Origin of the sequence: Luteirhabdus pelagi (assembly GCF_016827595.1) — a bacterium.
GTDB lineage: Bacteria > Bacteroidota > Bacteroidia > Flavobacteriales > Flavobacteriaceae > Luteirhabdus > Luteirhabdus pelagi.
Genome location: NZ_JAECMS010000002.1, coordinates 305,584 through 318,869 on the forward strand (window position 1 = coordinate 305,584; position 13,286 = coordinate 318,869).

Sequence of the window (13,286 nt, forward strand, 5' to 3'; positions counted from 1 at the left end):
TATTTACTAACTAAATCTTATTTATCGAAATTGACAGTACCGAGTGCTGTGACTTCACCAATTGCAATTTCGACATCATTAAAAACTTCAATATTATCTGGAGCACCATATTCATTTTTTGTTATGATGGAAACTGTATACGTTCCTTTTTCAAAGCCATTAATGAAAAATTCGCCATTCGACTCTATAGTTCCAGTGACTGTTTCTGAACCATTCGTTGCCTTTATTTGAACATCGGCTGCCGGTTTTTCCGTAATCACGCTTCCTAAGATGGCCCCATCTGAAGGTGCTTCTTCCTTTTCAACTAACTCAAAATCTTTGGTACCATCAGTAGCTTCCGAATGATTTACCATGGCTATATCCTGTGCGCCAATGTCATTCGTATTTTCTTCTACCATTGAGGTTACCACTGCAGCCGGCAGTCCGATGAACAATAAGTATAATGAAATCTTCCAGATCATAATTTTCGTTATTTGTTTGATTCAAATTTACGGACAGATAGAAGGCAAACCATATTGCTTAACATTGATTAACAGCAGCTTTAACCAGCGATTAACTTAAAAACTTTAACAACAAAATCATTTCGGGGAATACAAAAAAAGCGGACGATTGTCCGCTTTTTAATTTCGAAAATTTTTTCTACCCTATAGCTCCAATTCAATCGTTTCGAGCGTCGTTTCGGCATTCGCATTTACCTCAACATCTGGAATTGTAATCGGAGGAAGATTTACTTCCTCTGCAATATTAATCGTTACATCATAGGTTCCAACGGGTAATGCCATTAGCGTAAATGTACCATCCGTATTCGTATACGAAGTTGCTTCGAAGGTCCCGTTTGTTGCAGTAACACTAGTTTGTACCACTCCTGCAGGTAAAATGATCCCGGTGATGCTACCCGTTCCTATAACTTGTTCGGCACGGATAACGGGTTTTAATGTATAACCACCGTTTCCTTGTTCTACGATAGAAGCATCTACATCGAAATCCAACACGACATCATAAACTTCTTCGTATTCTAGGTCCATATCTACGTTTACTTTCAACCCAGATTGTTGTGCACTAGGGGTCGCTAATGGATAGGTTTCGCCATCGACCACTATAGTGTTATCACCGCCTAAGATTAAACGAATTTGTTTGATGTTTCCAGCTTCCACTTCTCCATCAAATAATTCGGCCGTAACGCCACCCGTAAGTTCTAGCAGGTTATAGATACCAGCATTCACATTTCCAACGGAAATTTCATTCTCGTCGTCGCCATACTTCACTACAACATCTTCCACATCTACATACACCGCTTCATAGTCGCCAGGGGCATCCACCATTTGAACTGATAGCTGCGCCGTTCCATTGTTAGGATTATCATTTGGGTTCGAATCATCATCGCTACAAGAGTACACTACTACAGCCAAAAGCATTATTAACGCGAGATTTGTTACATTCTTAATCATATCAAGTATTTTTAGGTTTGCGATTTCAAACTTAGAAGCATGACAGCCTTGAAATTTGTTTCTTAACAGGAATTAACGCACATTTTAACGCACCTTAACGATATTCATTTTACTTAAAAACCACTTATGACAAAAACAGCATTCATTACGGGAGCTACTTCGGGAATAGGAAAAGCCACGGCAACACTCTTTGCTGAAAAAGGACTTCGACTCATTCTTTGTGGCCGTCGTGGAGAACGATTACAAAAGTTACAAGAAGCACTCTCACAACTGACGGACGTATATACATTATCATTCGATGTTCGGGATAAAGAAGCTGTCTTTTCCCAAATCGAAAATTTACCTGAAGCTTTCAATACTATTGATATCCTGATAAACAATGCCGGAAATGCCCATGGGCTGGACTCGATTCAAGATGGTGATACCAATGACTGGGATGCGATGTTGGATATTAATGTGAAGGGATTACTATATGTTAGTAAGGCGGTTTTGCCATCCATGTTGAAAAGGGAAAAGGGGCATATCCTACATATCGGATCGACGGCAGGGAAGGAAGTGTATCCTAAAGGAAATGTGTATTGTGCCAGCAAACATGCTGTGGACGCGCTAAATGAAGGGATGCGGTTAGACCTCAACGGAACGGGCATTAAGGTAAGTGCCGTCAATCCCGGCTTGGTACAGACGGAATTCAGTGAAGTTCGTTTTAAAGGGGATTCCAAAAGAGCGGAAAAGGTATATGAAGGGTATACTCCATTAAAACCTGAGGATGTAGCCGAAGTGATTTGGTTTACCGTTTCGCGTCCGCCACACGTTGTTCTCGCTGATGTAACTATGATGTGCTTAGACCAGGCATCGTCGACGGTGGTTAATAAGAATTGAAATTATTACTTATTTTCATTGTTATTTTTTATTTGAAGTATAAAAGACAATTAGGTAAGGATGGTTACCGAAGAAACAACTTATTAAACACCCCTCTACACCTGGCCATAGTCAGGTGTTTCTCCCCTCGAAGGGAGATATAAAATATCAACTAAATAGTGAATCAATATTCATGATCAACAAACGCCTTCTTATCAAAAACTTACTCGCGCATAACGATGAGAGTAGTTTCTATGACAAGAAGCGCAAGATCGATTTGGGTAGTAAGGAAGGAAAGGCGAAATTCCTAAAACATATCTGTGCGCTCAGCAATAGCAATCCGAAAAATAACAGCTTTATCGTGATTGGGGTTGAAGATGAAACAAATGAGATTAATGGAGTTGACTTTTTCGATGATAGCAAGATTCAGAATTTGGTGAACGCGTATCTTACCAACCCCCCTATTATCTCGTATGAAAATGTGATGTTTCCACACCTGCCCGCCGATAAGGTGGTTGGGCTTGTAACGATTCGTCCGAATGGGAAAATCACTTCCCTCCGCAAAAATATCTGGAAATATTGGGGTGGTTCTATCTTCTTGCGCGACGGCAGTATTTCGATGCCAAAAGATTTCGATATTGAAATTAGGGATGTCAATTCTGAAATCGTAAAATCGATTGAAAATCGAGCCAAGAATAATATTGAACATACCCTTGATGGGGTCATCGACTTTTTAAACAACCGTCACGATGAACTCGAATCGCATTATAAGGTTTTTAAGGAGCAGTTTGTGGTATGTTGGGCAGGCATTAAAAAGCAGGTAAAGGACAAGTCGTATTATTCGCGAGTGGACATTGAATTGATCAACGAACAGGTTCGTTTGTTTTATTCTGCTTTGGATGAAGTACGGATCGAGGTAACCGACGATTACTTCAAAACCGTTGAATATGTGAGTCTCGGTCTTACCGAACCGCAAAAATATTACCCGTTGGAAGAGGTTATTATTCACTTCCGCGAAAACGGTTCCTATATTATCGATTCAAAATTGATTTTTGAACCTCCTCGTTTTGATAAAAAATCGCTTCATCATATCTTTAACAGTAATAATGCGCTGATTGAAAAGTTGAAAAAAGATATTCCGCTTCACTCTTCAGAAGAAAAAGACCTTCGAAACCTTCCAGAAACCTATCTTATCTGTTATTTGAATGGTTTTGAAAAGGCGTTGGAAAAATTATACGACTCAAAAGTCTATCTAAAAAATGTGAACGGAGAGGTATACCAGGCCTATAAGGAAGCCACTCGAATTTTAAGGAAGGTGAGGTACAATTAAATTCACTACATTTAAAGTATCAACAATTTTGCTTTATGAAGATTTCACTATTCGCTATCATTTTTTCAATAGGATTTATATATCAAATGTCTTCGCAATGTGAAGTTGACCCTTATATTCAATCTGAATATAATTTGGGCGCGATTTTTTTAGCGATGCGGGAAATCTTGAGCGACCCCGCAGATCCGGATTATGATAACCCCTATCTTCCCGAAAGTAGAATTACTCCTTATTTGGAAAAGCTTTCAGCTATTTATGAAAACCCTGAGAACAGTGAAACCATCGATTCGCTTTTCAATGAATTCAAAATTAAGGTAAACCAAGAATATAATTTTCCAATTGGCTATAAACAAATTGTGTTTAGTGTTGCTACAGATTTGCCTTGGGTTGAAGATTTTAAAAATACGGGGGTTTCAGGAATACCGGAATTGGATGATTTAATGATGGAATATCAATTCTCGTTAGAGAGTTTTTTAGACTTGAGCGTATGTGAGTGTACCCATTTTCATATTGAAACGGATATCGCATTTTTAAATCTTTATGCTTTATTAGATGATTTTGAAGCAGTGGAAGATATAGATATTGTTGAGGTATCATTAGAAGATGCATTTGAAGCACGTACCAATTATGAGGGTATCCCGTTTTTGCTGAACGGTTGGGAATTAGAAGTTGCCGATATTCAAGTACAGGATAATATTTATCAATTCTCTGTCTATTCGGGAGATTGTTTAGCAGGCTGTATGTATCAAAAATCGTGGTATATTGAAGTATCGGAAGACTGTAATACAGTTACGTTGCTTTCCTCCCCAAGGTACGACGTATCCAATTTGGAGGTCTACCCCAATCCAGCCGGAAACCAATTGTATATTAAAGGAATTCCGCATTCGCATAATGTTTCTGCTACCATATTTTCTATCCAAGGTCAAGTCATTAAAACAATCCAAAATATAAGCAATGGCCTATCACTTTCAGATATAGCCGCTGGCGTATATTTCGTCAAACTAGAAATTGAAAACCAAAGTATCATTAAGAAAATTATTAAACAGTAACCAATGGGTATTTTCGACAAAATAAAAGAGAAGCTAAGTCATGAGTTTATCGATATAATCGAATGGCTCGACTATACCGACGACACCATTTGTCATCGGTTTGAGCGCTACCAAAATGAAATAAAGAACAATGCTAAACTCATCGTTCGTGAGGGACAAACCGCTGTGTTCTTAAATGAAGGTCAGTTGGCCGATGTCTTTGGGCCTGGAACGTATACACTCAATACCAAAAACCTTCCCATACTAACAACCCTAAAAGGTTGGAAGTACGGTTTTGATAGTCCATTTAAGGCGGAAGTGTATTTTGTGAATACCCACCTCTTCACCGATGAAAAGTGGGGTACTAAAAATCCGATTACGCTAAACGATGAGCGTTTCGGCTTAGTTGAAATCCGTGCCTTTGGAACGTATGCCTTTAAGATTAGTGATCCTGGAAAATTTATTATCGATATCGTAGGAACGGATAACAATTTCACCAATTATGAAATTAATGAGCACCTAAAAAGTTTGATCGCTACCCGTTTCACCGATACCGTTGGAGAGGCCAATCTTCCAATCGAATTGTACGCCGCGAACACCACGGAATTGTCCGATACCTGTCGCGAAGTGATGAAGCCGGAATTTCAGACAGTGGGAATTTCTCTGGAGAAATTCTATATTGAAAACGTTTCGATGCCGGAAGATTTGAAGAAGGAGATCTTCGAGTATAGCCGAATCGATAAATTGGATTTGGACAAACTGACCAAATTCAAAACCGCTAAAGCAATCGAAGCCGCCGCCCAAAATGAAGGTGGCACCGCAGGTGCAGGCATGGGAATGGGAATGGGCTTTGTGCTTGCCCAACAAATGGGCGGTATGATGCAACCTCAAATGCAGCAACAGCAGGCGATGCCGCAACAGCAAGCAGTTGGCGGACCACCACCCGTACCTCAAGCCGTACAATATTATTATGCGGTGGATGGGAACCAACGCGGACCGGTAGGCTTCGAACAACTTCGATCGCTGTTCGCCGGACGAACCGTAAATAAGGATACGCTCGTTTGGAAAGCAGGGATGCAAAGTTGGCAACCGCTACAAGAAGTAGAGGAACTAAAAGCCTTTTTAGGGGGTAATACCCCACCACCGTTACCGAATTCGTAATGTATTTACAATTAAACCTCACAGGTTTCAAAAACCTGTGAGGTTTCTTTCTACACCAACTTGGAAACTCCTGCTTCAAAAAAAACCGAACTCAAAAAATCCTGCGTCAATTGCGGGGCGGAACTGAAATATGCGCCTGGCACCACGGAATTGGAATGCGAATATTGTGGCTACACCCAAGAAATTCCAAAATCGGAAAGCAGTTTTGAAGAGCTGGAGCTTAAGCCATATCTCCAAGAATTAGGAAGACAATCGCATAGCGAAGAAATCATGATGCTGCAATGTAAAAATTGTGGTGCGAATCAGCATATCGAAGAAAACTATAAATCCTTGCATTGCGTCTATTGTGGTTCTCCACTTATTGTTGAAGATGCCCAAAAAGAATCATGGATTTTGCCAGGTGCGGTCTTACCCTTCAAAATTGATCAACAAGAGGCACATCAGATCTTTAAAAAATGGGTTAAGGGACTTTGGTTTGCGCCAAACGACCTTAAGAAAGCAGCGCTCGATCCGCAGTATACCAAAGGACTGTATGCGCCGTATTGGACCTTCGATGCGCAACTATATGCCGATTATACCGGTCAGCGTGGCGATTATTACTACGTCACCAAAACCGTCGGAAGTGGAAAAAATAGACGAACGGTTCGGGAGCGAAGAACGCGATGGACACCTGCATTTGGAAGTGTTTCGGGATTTGTAGATGATACATTGGTAAAAGCTTCCAAACAGCGCTCGGGTATCATTCCTTCAAAAGTGGCGCGGTGGAATCTTCAGGACCTAAAGCCTTTCAGCAGCGATTATCTCGCAGGGTTTGTCACCGAAAAATATACCATCACCCTTCAAGATGGGCATTTTGCTGCCACCGAACAGGCAAAACAGATTGCCGATGGTTGGGCACGACGTGATATTGGAGGCGATACGCAGCGCGTGACTTCCCTCGACATGAAACTTTCGGAAGAAACCTTCAAACATATCTTGCTCCCAGTATATATCAGCGCTTATAAATACAAGGGCAAACGTTACAATTTCTTCGTGAATGGACAAAGTGGTGTGCTTTCAGGAAAACGTCCGTATTCGTTCTGGAAAATATTCTTCACCGTATTGGGGGTATTGGCAGCCATTGCGGTTATTGTACTGTTACTAAACCGTTAAAGACCAGCGGAAACTTCAAATTATTTTGTTTCTTTTTTGAAGAAGAATTTTCGGTTTATGAGAACATTGGTAATAGGAGACATACACGGCGGACTACGCGGATTGAAACAGGTTTTTGAAAAAATGAACCTCAATGATGACGACCGCTTCATTTTTGTAGGCGATTATGTGGATGGTTGGAGTGAAAATGCCGAAACGGTTTCCTATTTAATAGAATTCTCCGAAACATATGAATGCATCTTTATTCGTGGGAATCATGATGAACTGGTCTACAAGTACCTGAAACATGGCGATAACAATCCCGTTTGGCTACAACACGGAGGCGAACTGACCCGTGAAAGCTACGACCGACTGTCTTCCGAAGAAAAAGAGCGACATATTCGCTGGTATGAAAATTTGATGAATTATTATATCGATGAAGATAATAGACTGTACTTACATGCCGGTTTCACCAACCAACATGGGCCACAGAATGAATACTACCCAAATATGGTGTATTGGGACCGAACCTTATGGGAAATGGTCTGTGCACTAAACCCTGATATTGCTAAAGATGATGATAAATATCCCAAGCGTTTATTGCTTTTCAACGAAGTGTTTATAGGCCACACACCCGTTACGCGTATTGGTCACGAAAAACCAGCAAATTTTGCAAACGTTTGGAATGTCGATACTGGTGCCGCTTTTAAAGGCGCTGTTTCTGTGATGGATGTAGAGACCAAGGAAGTGTGGCAAAGTGATCCGGTGCATACCTTATATCCTGACGAAAACGGTCGGAATTAAAAAGAAAAGACCCGCAGGGTTTCAAAAACCCTGTGGGTCTAAATAGTTATTGAATTTCGATTTATAAATCGAACTTAATACCCTGAGCCAACGGTAATTCAGTCGTATAATTAATCGTATTGGTTTGTCGACGCATATAGATTTTCCAAGCATCGCTTCCGCTTTCACGTCCGCCGCCGGTATCTTTTTCACCACCGAAGGCTCCACCAATTTCAGCACCAGAAGTTCCAATGTTTACATTTGCGATTCCACAGTCGCTTCCACCATGGCTCAAGAACTGCTCGGCTTCACGTAAATTATTCGTCATAATAGCTGAAGACAATCCTTGCTTTACACCATTTTGGATTTCGATGGCATTTCCAACGTCGCCGCTATACTTCAACAAATAGAGAATGGGTGCGAACGTTTCATGCTGTACAATTTGCATGTCATTTTTGGCTTCTGCGATAGCAGGTTTCACATAACAGCCACTTTCGTAGCCTTCACCTTCTAATACGCCACCTTCAACTATGACATTTCCACCTTGTTCCTTCACACTCTTTAAAGCATCTTGGTACATCTTCACCGCATCGGTATCGATAAGGGGTCCGACGTGGTTGTTTTCATCCAACGGATTTCCAATCTTAATTTGCTTATAGGCATCGGTTACGGCATCCTTCACCTTATCGTAAATATCTTCGTGTACAATCAATCGACGTGTAGAGGTACATCGCTGTCCGCAGGTTCCAACCGCGCCAAACACAGCTCCGATTACCGTCATTTTAATATCGGCATCGGGCGTAACGATGATGGCATTGTTTCCACCAAGTTCCAATAATGTTTTTCCAAGTCGTTCCCCTACTGTTTTTGCTACGATTTTCCCCATTCGGGTTGAACCGGTCGCAGAAATCAATGGAATTCTTGAATCGGTCGTCATATATTCACCCACACGGTAATCGCCATTGATCAAACAGGAGATTCCTTCTGGAAGTCCGTTTTCAGCAAACACACGTGCTGCGATTTTCTGACAGGCAATTCCGGTAAGTGGTGTTTTTTCTGAAGGTTTCCAGATACAAACATCGCCACATACCCACGCCAAAGCTGTATTCCAGCTCCAAACAGCTACTGGGAAGTTAAAGGCTGAGATAATCCCAACCACACCAAGTGGATGGTATTGTTCGTACATGCGGTGACCAGGACGTTCGCTGTGCATGGTTAGTCCGTGCAACTGACGAGAAAGACCTACGGCAAAATCGCAGATATCGATCATTTCCTGAACCTCGCCCAACCCTTCTTGGTAGCTTTTTCCCATTTCGTAGGAAACCAACTTCCCGAGCGGTTCTTTTAATCGGCGTAGCTCTTCATTAAACTGACGTACGATTTCACCACGCTGTGGAGCGGGAAGGGTACGCCACTTTTTAAAGGCTTCGGTAGCAGTAGTGATTACCTTTTCATAATCGTCTTTTGTAGTCGTGGTAACACTGGCAATCTTTTCACCATCTACGGGGGATATCGAATCGATGGCATCGCCACCTGCGAACCAATCGGTTCCGGTAGATGTTCCTTTATTGGTATCTTCAATACCTAATTGTTGCAACGCTTCCTCAATTCCAAAGCGCATTGTGGTTGCTGTACTCATAGTATTTTTTTGCTTTTTTGTTGCAGAATGAAATAGAACTGCGAAGGTACGGAATACCCCTAAGAATTAGAAATGAAAATAGAAGGTTGAAAATGAACCGTTTTCAGTGAATTTTAGTCGCTTGTGAAACGCTCATCGGTTTCCATCACTTCCCCACAATTATCGCAGGTGCGAAGTTCTTCAGAATTATAGAATTTTTTGAAATGGGGTAAAAAGTCTTTTTCGATATCTTCCAATTCAAAATAGACTTCATACAATTTATGGTTGCAATTTTCGCAAAACCAAAGGAGGCCGTCTGTGTAGCCTTCACCCGCACGTTTGCGCTCTACTACCAAGCCGATACTGTTTTCACCGCGCATGGGAGAATGTGGGACTTTGGCAGGATGTAGGTACATATCGCCAGGACCTAACTCCATTACTTTCTTTTCGCCATCTTCTTGAATGGCGACCTTTATGTGGCCTTCCAACTGGTAGAAGAGTTCTTCGGTTTCATTATAGTGATAATCCTTTCGAGCGTTTGGACCGGCCACGATCATGACGATATAATCGTCTGCCTCGGTATAAAGGTTTTTATTTCCTACCGGGGGTTTTAGTTTTTCCCGATTTTTTTCGATCCACTCGTTTAAGTTGAAAGGTTTCTGAATAGCCATAGCCGTATTATTATGGAGTTTCCATAAAAATACGGCAAATGCTTAAAACCGAAAAACGATTTGCGTAATTTACTTCTTATAGAAAAGTTGTGTGAAGTAGTAGCGACTGTCATCTTCGCTTTGCAATACACCAAACCCTAAATGTGTGAAGTCGCCTTCAATGTTTTTACGGTGATCTGGGCTGTTTAACCAAGCGGTTACTACTGCTTCGGCGGTTTGATAGCCGTAGGCAACATTTTCACTTACTCGAATAGCACCACGATCTTTCATGGCCTCTTTGCGCGTTTGAAAATTGTCATGATTGATGTCTTCAATAGAAATCATATACTTCGTATGATCTACCGCATAGGCAGAAGCATACTGCTGATCTCTTTTCAACGTCGAAAGACCTTGAGAAGTACGATGTGCGTTTACTAGGTCAAGAATCTCGTTGGCCATTGTCCAATCGGTTTCTTGGGCTAAATTGACATCAATTGTGTAATGAACGGTTTCTTCAACAACCGCTTCGTCTTTGGAGCACGATGCTACAGTAAATAGCAATACCATAGCAAGTAGGCTAGTTTTAATAAGTTTCATAAGTACGGGGGCATCAAATTTGGGGCATGATGCTGATTCAAATATAAAATAATTCTTACAAAAAACAACACTTAATCGAAATTAATGTGCATTTCATCGATGTTTTAAAGAAAATTGTATAAAATTTTCCTACAAATAATTGAAGCTGAACGCCCACAAACAGGGCATTTTGTGCTATCTTCGTGTATCAGAAATAATTAGTAAGACATGTTTAGAATTTTAACATTTATAACAGCCTTAACCCTACTTTTTGGTTGCCAGGAAACTCAAAAATCAACAGAAAATCAAGATAGTAGGTCGAATGAAAAACCAGAAGCACCCATCCAACAGGAATTTGCAATCGTTATCCACGGTGGTGCCGGTACCATCAAAAAGGAGCATATGAGCGATTCGCTGGAAACCGTTTACAACGCCAAACTTAAAGAGGCGATTACTACGGGTCATGACATTCTAAAAAACGGTGGAACTGCTTTGGAGGCCGTCACTGCAACGATCAACGTGATGGAGGACTCACCCCTGTTCAACGCTGGAAAAGGAGCTGTCTTCACCAATGAAGAAACCAACGAAATGGATGCTAGTATCATGGAAGGCGAATCATTAAATGCTGGAGCCGTTGCTGGGGTGACGCGTATCAAAAATCCTATAAATTTGGCGCTTGCCGTGATGGAAGACAGTCCACACGTGATGCTTAGCGGAAAAGGTGCTGAAACCTTCGCAAAAGGACAAGGGTTTGAACTCGTTGATCCATCCTATTTTTATACCGAAAATCGCTTCCAATCCTTACAGCGGATTAAGGAAAAGGAAAAGACAGAATTAGATCACGACGCAAAGGTTTCGGCTAGTTTCGATCCTTCTGCGAAAGACTATAAATTTGGAACCGTTGGTTGTGTGGCTTTAGACAAAAATGGCAATTTGGCAGCGGGTACCTCTACAGGAGGTATGACCAACAAACGATGGAACCGAATTGGCGATTCGCCCATAATTGGCGCAGGAACCTATGCTAATAATGCCACCTGCGGTGTTTCTTCAACGGGTTGGGGTGAATATTTCATTAGAGGAATGGTAGCGCACGATATTTCAGCAATGATAGAATATGGCGGCAAAACGCTTCAGGAGGCTTCGCAAACGGTAATTCAGGAAAAACTTTCAGCCTTAGGAGGCGATGGTGGTATCGTAGCATTAGACAAATACGGAAACGTTTCCATGGAATTCAATACGGAAGGCATGTACCGCGCCTATATGAACGACAAAGGTGAGCTAACCATCAAAATGTATAAGGACTAGTGACGGCTATCATCCAAAAGCTGAAATCGCAGCCTATTTCACTCTACAGCGTGTACGTAGTCGTATATCTTTCGGTTGGGTTTATAATGAACTATATCGGCATCACCTTCGAAATAGCGCGTTTCGAAAATTGGTGGCAAGTGGTCACCTGTTACGGACTTTACATGATTCCTGTTTCCGTTTGGTTATTGGGAAAACCCGTTTTTCGTCAATATGCGTATGGTTTGGTAGCCATGGGACTATTGGAATTCAGCGGTTATGCGCTTCAAACTTCTTACGTATATCCCAATAATATTTTAGTTGAATGGTTCGGCCCCTATACTTTTGCCTTGGTTATGGCTATGTTTTTCGCTGCTTATTTTCCGATTGGAAACTGGGTGGTAGAACGCATTCACGATCGACTCTTCCCAAATTCGTATTAAGTGAAACCGAAGCTTCCCTATTACGCCATTATTTTCACCAGTCTTCAAACCAAAAACATCGAAGGCTATAGTGAAATGGCTGCGACCATGGAGGAGCTAGCAAAGCAACAACCTGGCTATATCGGAATGGATTCGGCCAAAAGTGAATTAGGCATCACGGTTAGCTATTGGGATAGTTTAGATTCCATTAAACATTGGAAAGCCCACCTGGATCATCAAATTGCACAAGAAAAAGGTCGCAGGCAATGGTACAAATGGTATAACGTAAGGATTTGTAAAGTGGAACGCGAATATGAATTTTCTGTACCTTACTCTTTTCCCTTCCCTTCCCGTAACCGTTTGTAGAATTTATAGCCGAGCATTAATAGAATTGAAAATAGGATAATTCCCACCACGCCATAAATCCAGTTAATGGCATGCCGAAGCATCACCAAAAAGACCACTGCAAAAAGGATAATCGTAGCGCCTTCATTAAACAGTCGCATAAAATTGGACGAATGCTTCACCTCATCGCGCTGCAATTGTTTGAAGATTTGGTGGCATTTTAGATGGTAGAGTATCAATAAGAAAACGAAGCCCAATTTCACTTGCATCCAAGCATCGGTCAGATAAAAAGTGCGTTCCAAAATAAGCCATATGGCAAACCCGATAGCCAAGACTGCTGAAGGCCAAGTTATGATATACCATAGTCGCTTTGCCATTAGCTTCAGTTGGGTTCCCAAAATTTCCTTTTCGGGAGAAGGTTTTTCGGAAGCTTCAATTTGGTATACAAAGAGGCGAACGATGTAAAAAAGCCCTGCAAACCAAGTAATAACAAAGATTAGGTGTAGCGCCTTGACATAATTGTATTCCATCGTTTCAAAAGTACAAAATAAAAAACCTGTTTGTCTTTAGCACAAATAGTTTTATATATCAAAATACTTTTCTGGTCTATCTTTCGGTTCAAGAATTACCGCCTAAAAAATCTAATTCTACT

The 13,286-nt window shown here is 41.2% G+C and carries 15 protein-coding genes; 9 read left to right on the top strand and 6 right to left on the bottom strand.

Features of this window, described 5'->3' with window-relative positions; genetic code table 11:
* Nucleotides 1-17: 17 nt before the first annotated feature.
* Both I4Q58_RS06195 and I4Q58_RS06200 read right to left on the bottom strand, forming a co-directional pair.
* Nucleotides 18-461 (bottom strand): hypothetical protein, encoded by a 444-nt coding sequence (locus tag I4Q58_RS06195; RefSeq protein WP_203294891.1) that lies wholly within the window; start codon nt 459-461, stop codon nt 18-20.
* Nucleotides 462-644: 183 nt separating this feature from the next.
* Entirely contained in the window at nt 645-1,448 is an 804-nt protein-coding gene (locus tag I4Q58_RS06200) for a DUF4382 domain-containing protein (RefSeq protein ID WP_203294893.1), read from the bottom strand.
* Nucleotides 1,449-1,574: 126 nt separating this feature from the next.
* On the opposite strand from I4Q58_RS06200, the gene I4Q58_RS06205 reads away from it, so the two are divergent.
* The 6 genes from I4Q58_RS06205 to I4Q58_RS06230 all read left to right on the top strand — a co-directional run bounded on the left by I4Q58_RS06205 (nt 1,575) and on the right by I4Q58_RS06230 (nt 7,760).
* Nucleotides 1,575-2,327, top strand: a complete 753-nt coding sequence (locus I4Q58_RS06205; protein WP_203294894.1) for an SDR family NAD(P)-dependent oxidoreductase — start codon at nt 1,575-1,577, stop codon at nt 2,325-2,327.
* A gap of 172 nt (nt 2,328-2,499) precedes the next feature.
* Nucleotides 2,500-3,636: an ATP-binding protein gene (locus tag I4Q58_RS06210; protein WP_203294896.1), complete on the top strand. Its 1,137-nt coding sequence runs from the start codon at nt 2,500-2,502 to the stop codon at nt 3,634-3,636.
* Nucleotides 3,637-3,671: 35 nt separating this feature from the next.
* Entirely contained in the window at nt 3,672-4,685 is a 1,014-nt protein-coding gene (locus I4Q58_RS06215) for a T9SS type A sorting domain-containing protein (protein ID WP_203294898.1), read from the top strand.
* A gap of 3 nt (nt 4,686-4,688) precedes the next feature.
* Complete coding sequence (locus I4Q58_RS06220; RefSeq protein ID WP_203294900.1) at nt 4,689-5,825, top strand: SPFH domain-containing protein; 1,137 nt, start codon at nt 4,689-4,691, stop codon at nt 5,823-5,825.
* A gap of 60 nt (nt 5,826-5,885) precedes the next feature.
* Nucleotides 5,886-6,977: a DNA helicase PriA gene (locus I4Q58_RS06225; protein ID WP_203294903.1), complete on the top strand. Its 1,092-nt coding sequence runs from the start codon at nt 5,886-5,888 to the stop codon at nt 6,975-6,977.
* A gap of 57 nt (nt 6,978-7,034) precedes the next feature.
* Nucleotides 7,035-7,760: a metallophosphoesterase gene (locus I4Q58_RS06230; RefSeq protein WP_203294904.1), complete on the top strand. Its 726-nt coding sequence runs from the start codon at nt 7,035-7,037 to the stop codon at nt 7,758-7,760.
* Between the two features lie 61 nt (nt 7,761-7,821).
* Here I4Q58_RS06230 and amaB read toward each other — a convergent pair whose 3' ends face one another.
* From amaB to I4Q58_RS06245, 3 genes are all read right to left on the bottom strand, one after another.
* Nucleotides 7,822-9,378, bottom strand: a complete 1,557-nt coding sequence (gene amaB / locus I4Q58_RS06235) for an L-piperidine-6-carboxylate dehydrogenase (protein ID WP_203294906.1) — start codon at nt 9,376-9,378, stop codon at nt 7,822-7,824.
* Nucleotides 9,379-9,491: 113 nt separating this feature from the next.
* The gene (locus I4Q58_RS06240) at nt 9,492-10,028 is read right to left on the bottom strand and encodes a 3-hydroxyanthranilate 3,4-dioxygenase (RefSeq protein ID WP_203294908.1); all 537 of its coding nucleotides are present in this window, start codon (nt 10,026-10,028) and stop codon (nt 9,492-9,494) included.
* Between the two features lie 69 nt (nt 10,029-10,097).
* Nucleotides 10,098-10,604, bottom strand: a complete 507-nt coding sequence (locus I4Q58_RS06245; RefSeq protein ID WP_203294910.1) for a CAP domain-containing protein — start codon at nt 10,602-10,604, stop codon at nt 10,098-10,100.
* A 207-nt stretch (nt 10,605-10,811) separates the two neighbouring features.
* Here I4Q58_RS06245 and I4Q58_RS06250 point away from each other — a divergent pair, with 207 nt between their 5' ends.
* Genes I4Q58_RS06250 through I4Q58_RS06260 form a run of 3 tightly spaced genes read left to right on the top strand, consistent with a single transcriptional unit; the run spans nt 10,812 to nt 12,655 of the window.
* Entirely contained in the window at nt 10,812-11,888 is a 1,077-nt protein-coding gene (locus tag I4Q58_RS06250) for an isoaspartyl peptidase/L-asparaginase family protein (RefSeq protein ID WP_203294912.1), read from the top strand.
* Nucleotides 11,888-12,310, top strand: coding sequence for a hypothetical protein (locus I4Q58_RS06255; protein WP_203294914.1), 423 nt, complete (start codon nt 11,888-11,890; stop codon nt 12,308-12,310). Before I4Q58_RS06250 ends, I4Q58_RS06255 begins: the two co-directional genes overlap by 1 nt.
* Nucleotides 12,311-12,655 carry an antibiotic biosynthesis monooxygenase family protein gene (locus I4Q58_RS06260; RefSeq protein ID WP_203294916.1) on the top strand — a complete coding sequence of 115 codons (345 nt, stop codon included), beginning with the start codon at nt 12,311-12,313 and terminating at the stop codon, nt 12,653-12,655.
* Here I4Q58_RS06260 and I4Q58_RS06265 read toward each other — a convergent pair.
* A complete protein-coding gene (locus I4Q58_RS06265) occupies nt 12,619-13,164 on the bottom strand; it encodes a CopD family protein (protein ID WP_203294918.1) in 546 nt (181 codons plus the stop codon). The genes I4Q58_RS06260 and I4Q58_RS06265 overlap by 37 nt on opposite strands.
* Nucleotides 13,165-13,286 lie beyond the last annotated feature (122 nt).

What these genes read in the sequence shown, in the direction of transcription:
- I4Q58_RS06195 (WP_203294891.1), bottom strand. Translation starts at nt 461, where the DNA reads ATGATCTGGAAGATTTCATTATACTTATTGTTCATCGGACTGCCGGCT.
- I4Q58_RS06200 (WP_203294893.1), bottom strand. Translation starts at nt 1,448, where the DNA reads ATGATTAAGAATGTAACAAATCTCGCGTTAATAATGCTTTTGGCTGTA.
- I4Q58_RS06205 (WP_203294894.1), top strand. Translation starts at nt 1,575, where the DNA reads ATGACAAAAACAGCATTCATTACGGGAGCTACTTCGGGAATAGGAAAA.
- I4Q58_RS06210 (WP_203294896.1), top strand. Translation starts at nt 2,500, where the DNA reads ATGATCAACAAACGCCTTCTTATCAAAAACTTACTCGCGCATAACGAT.
- I4Q58_RS06215 (WP_203294898.1), top strand. Translation starts at nt 3,672, where the DNA reads ATGAAGATTTCACTATTCGCTATCATTTTTTCAATAGGATTTATATAT.
- I4Q58_RS06220 (WP_203294900.1), top strand. Translation starts at nt 4,689, where the DNA reads ATGGGTATTTTCGACAAAATAAAAGAGAAGCTAAGTCATGAGTTTATC.
- I4Q58_RS06230 (WP_203294904.1), top strand. Translation starts at nt 7,035, where the DNA reads ATGAGAACATTGGTAATAGGAGACATACACGGCGGACTACGCGGATTG.
- amaB (WP_203294906.1), bottom strand. Translation starts at nt 9,378, where the DNA reads ATGAGTACAGCAACCACAATGCGCTTTGGAATTGAGGAAGCGTTGCAA.
- I4Q58_RS06240 (WP_203294908.1), bottom strand. Translation starts at nt 10,028, where the DNA reads ATGGCTATTCAGAAACCTTTCAACTTAAACGAGTGGATCGAAAAAAAT.
- I4Q58_RS06245 (WP_203294910.1), bottom strand. Translation starts at nt 10,604, where the DNA reads ATGAAACTTATTAAAACTAGCCTACTTGCTATGGTATTGCTATTTACT.
- I4Q58_RS06250 (WP_203294912.1), top strand. Translation starts at nt 10,812, where the DNA reads ATGTTTAGAATTTTAACATTTATAACAGCCTTAACCCTACTTTTTGGT.
- I4Q58_RS06265 (WP_203294918.1), bottom strand. Translation starts at nt 13,164, where the DNA reads ATGGAATACAATTATGTCAAGGCGCTACACCTAATCTTTGTTATTACT.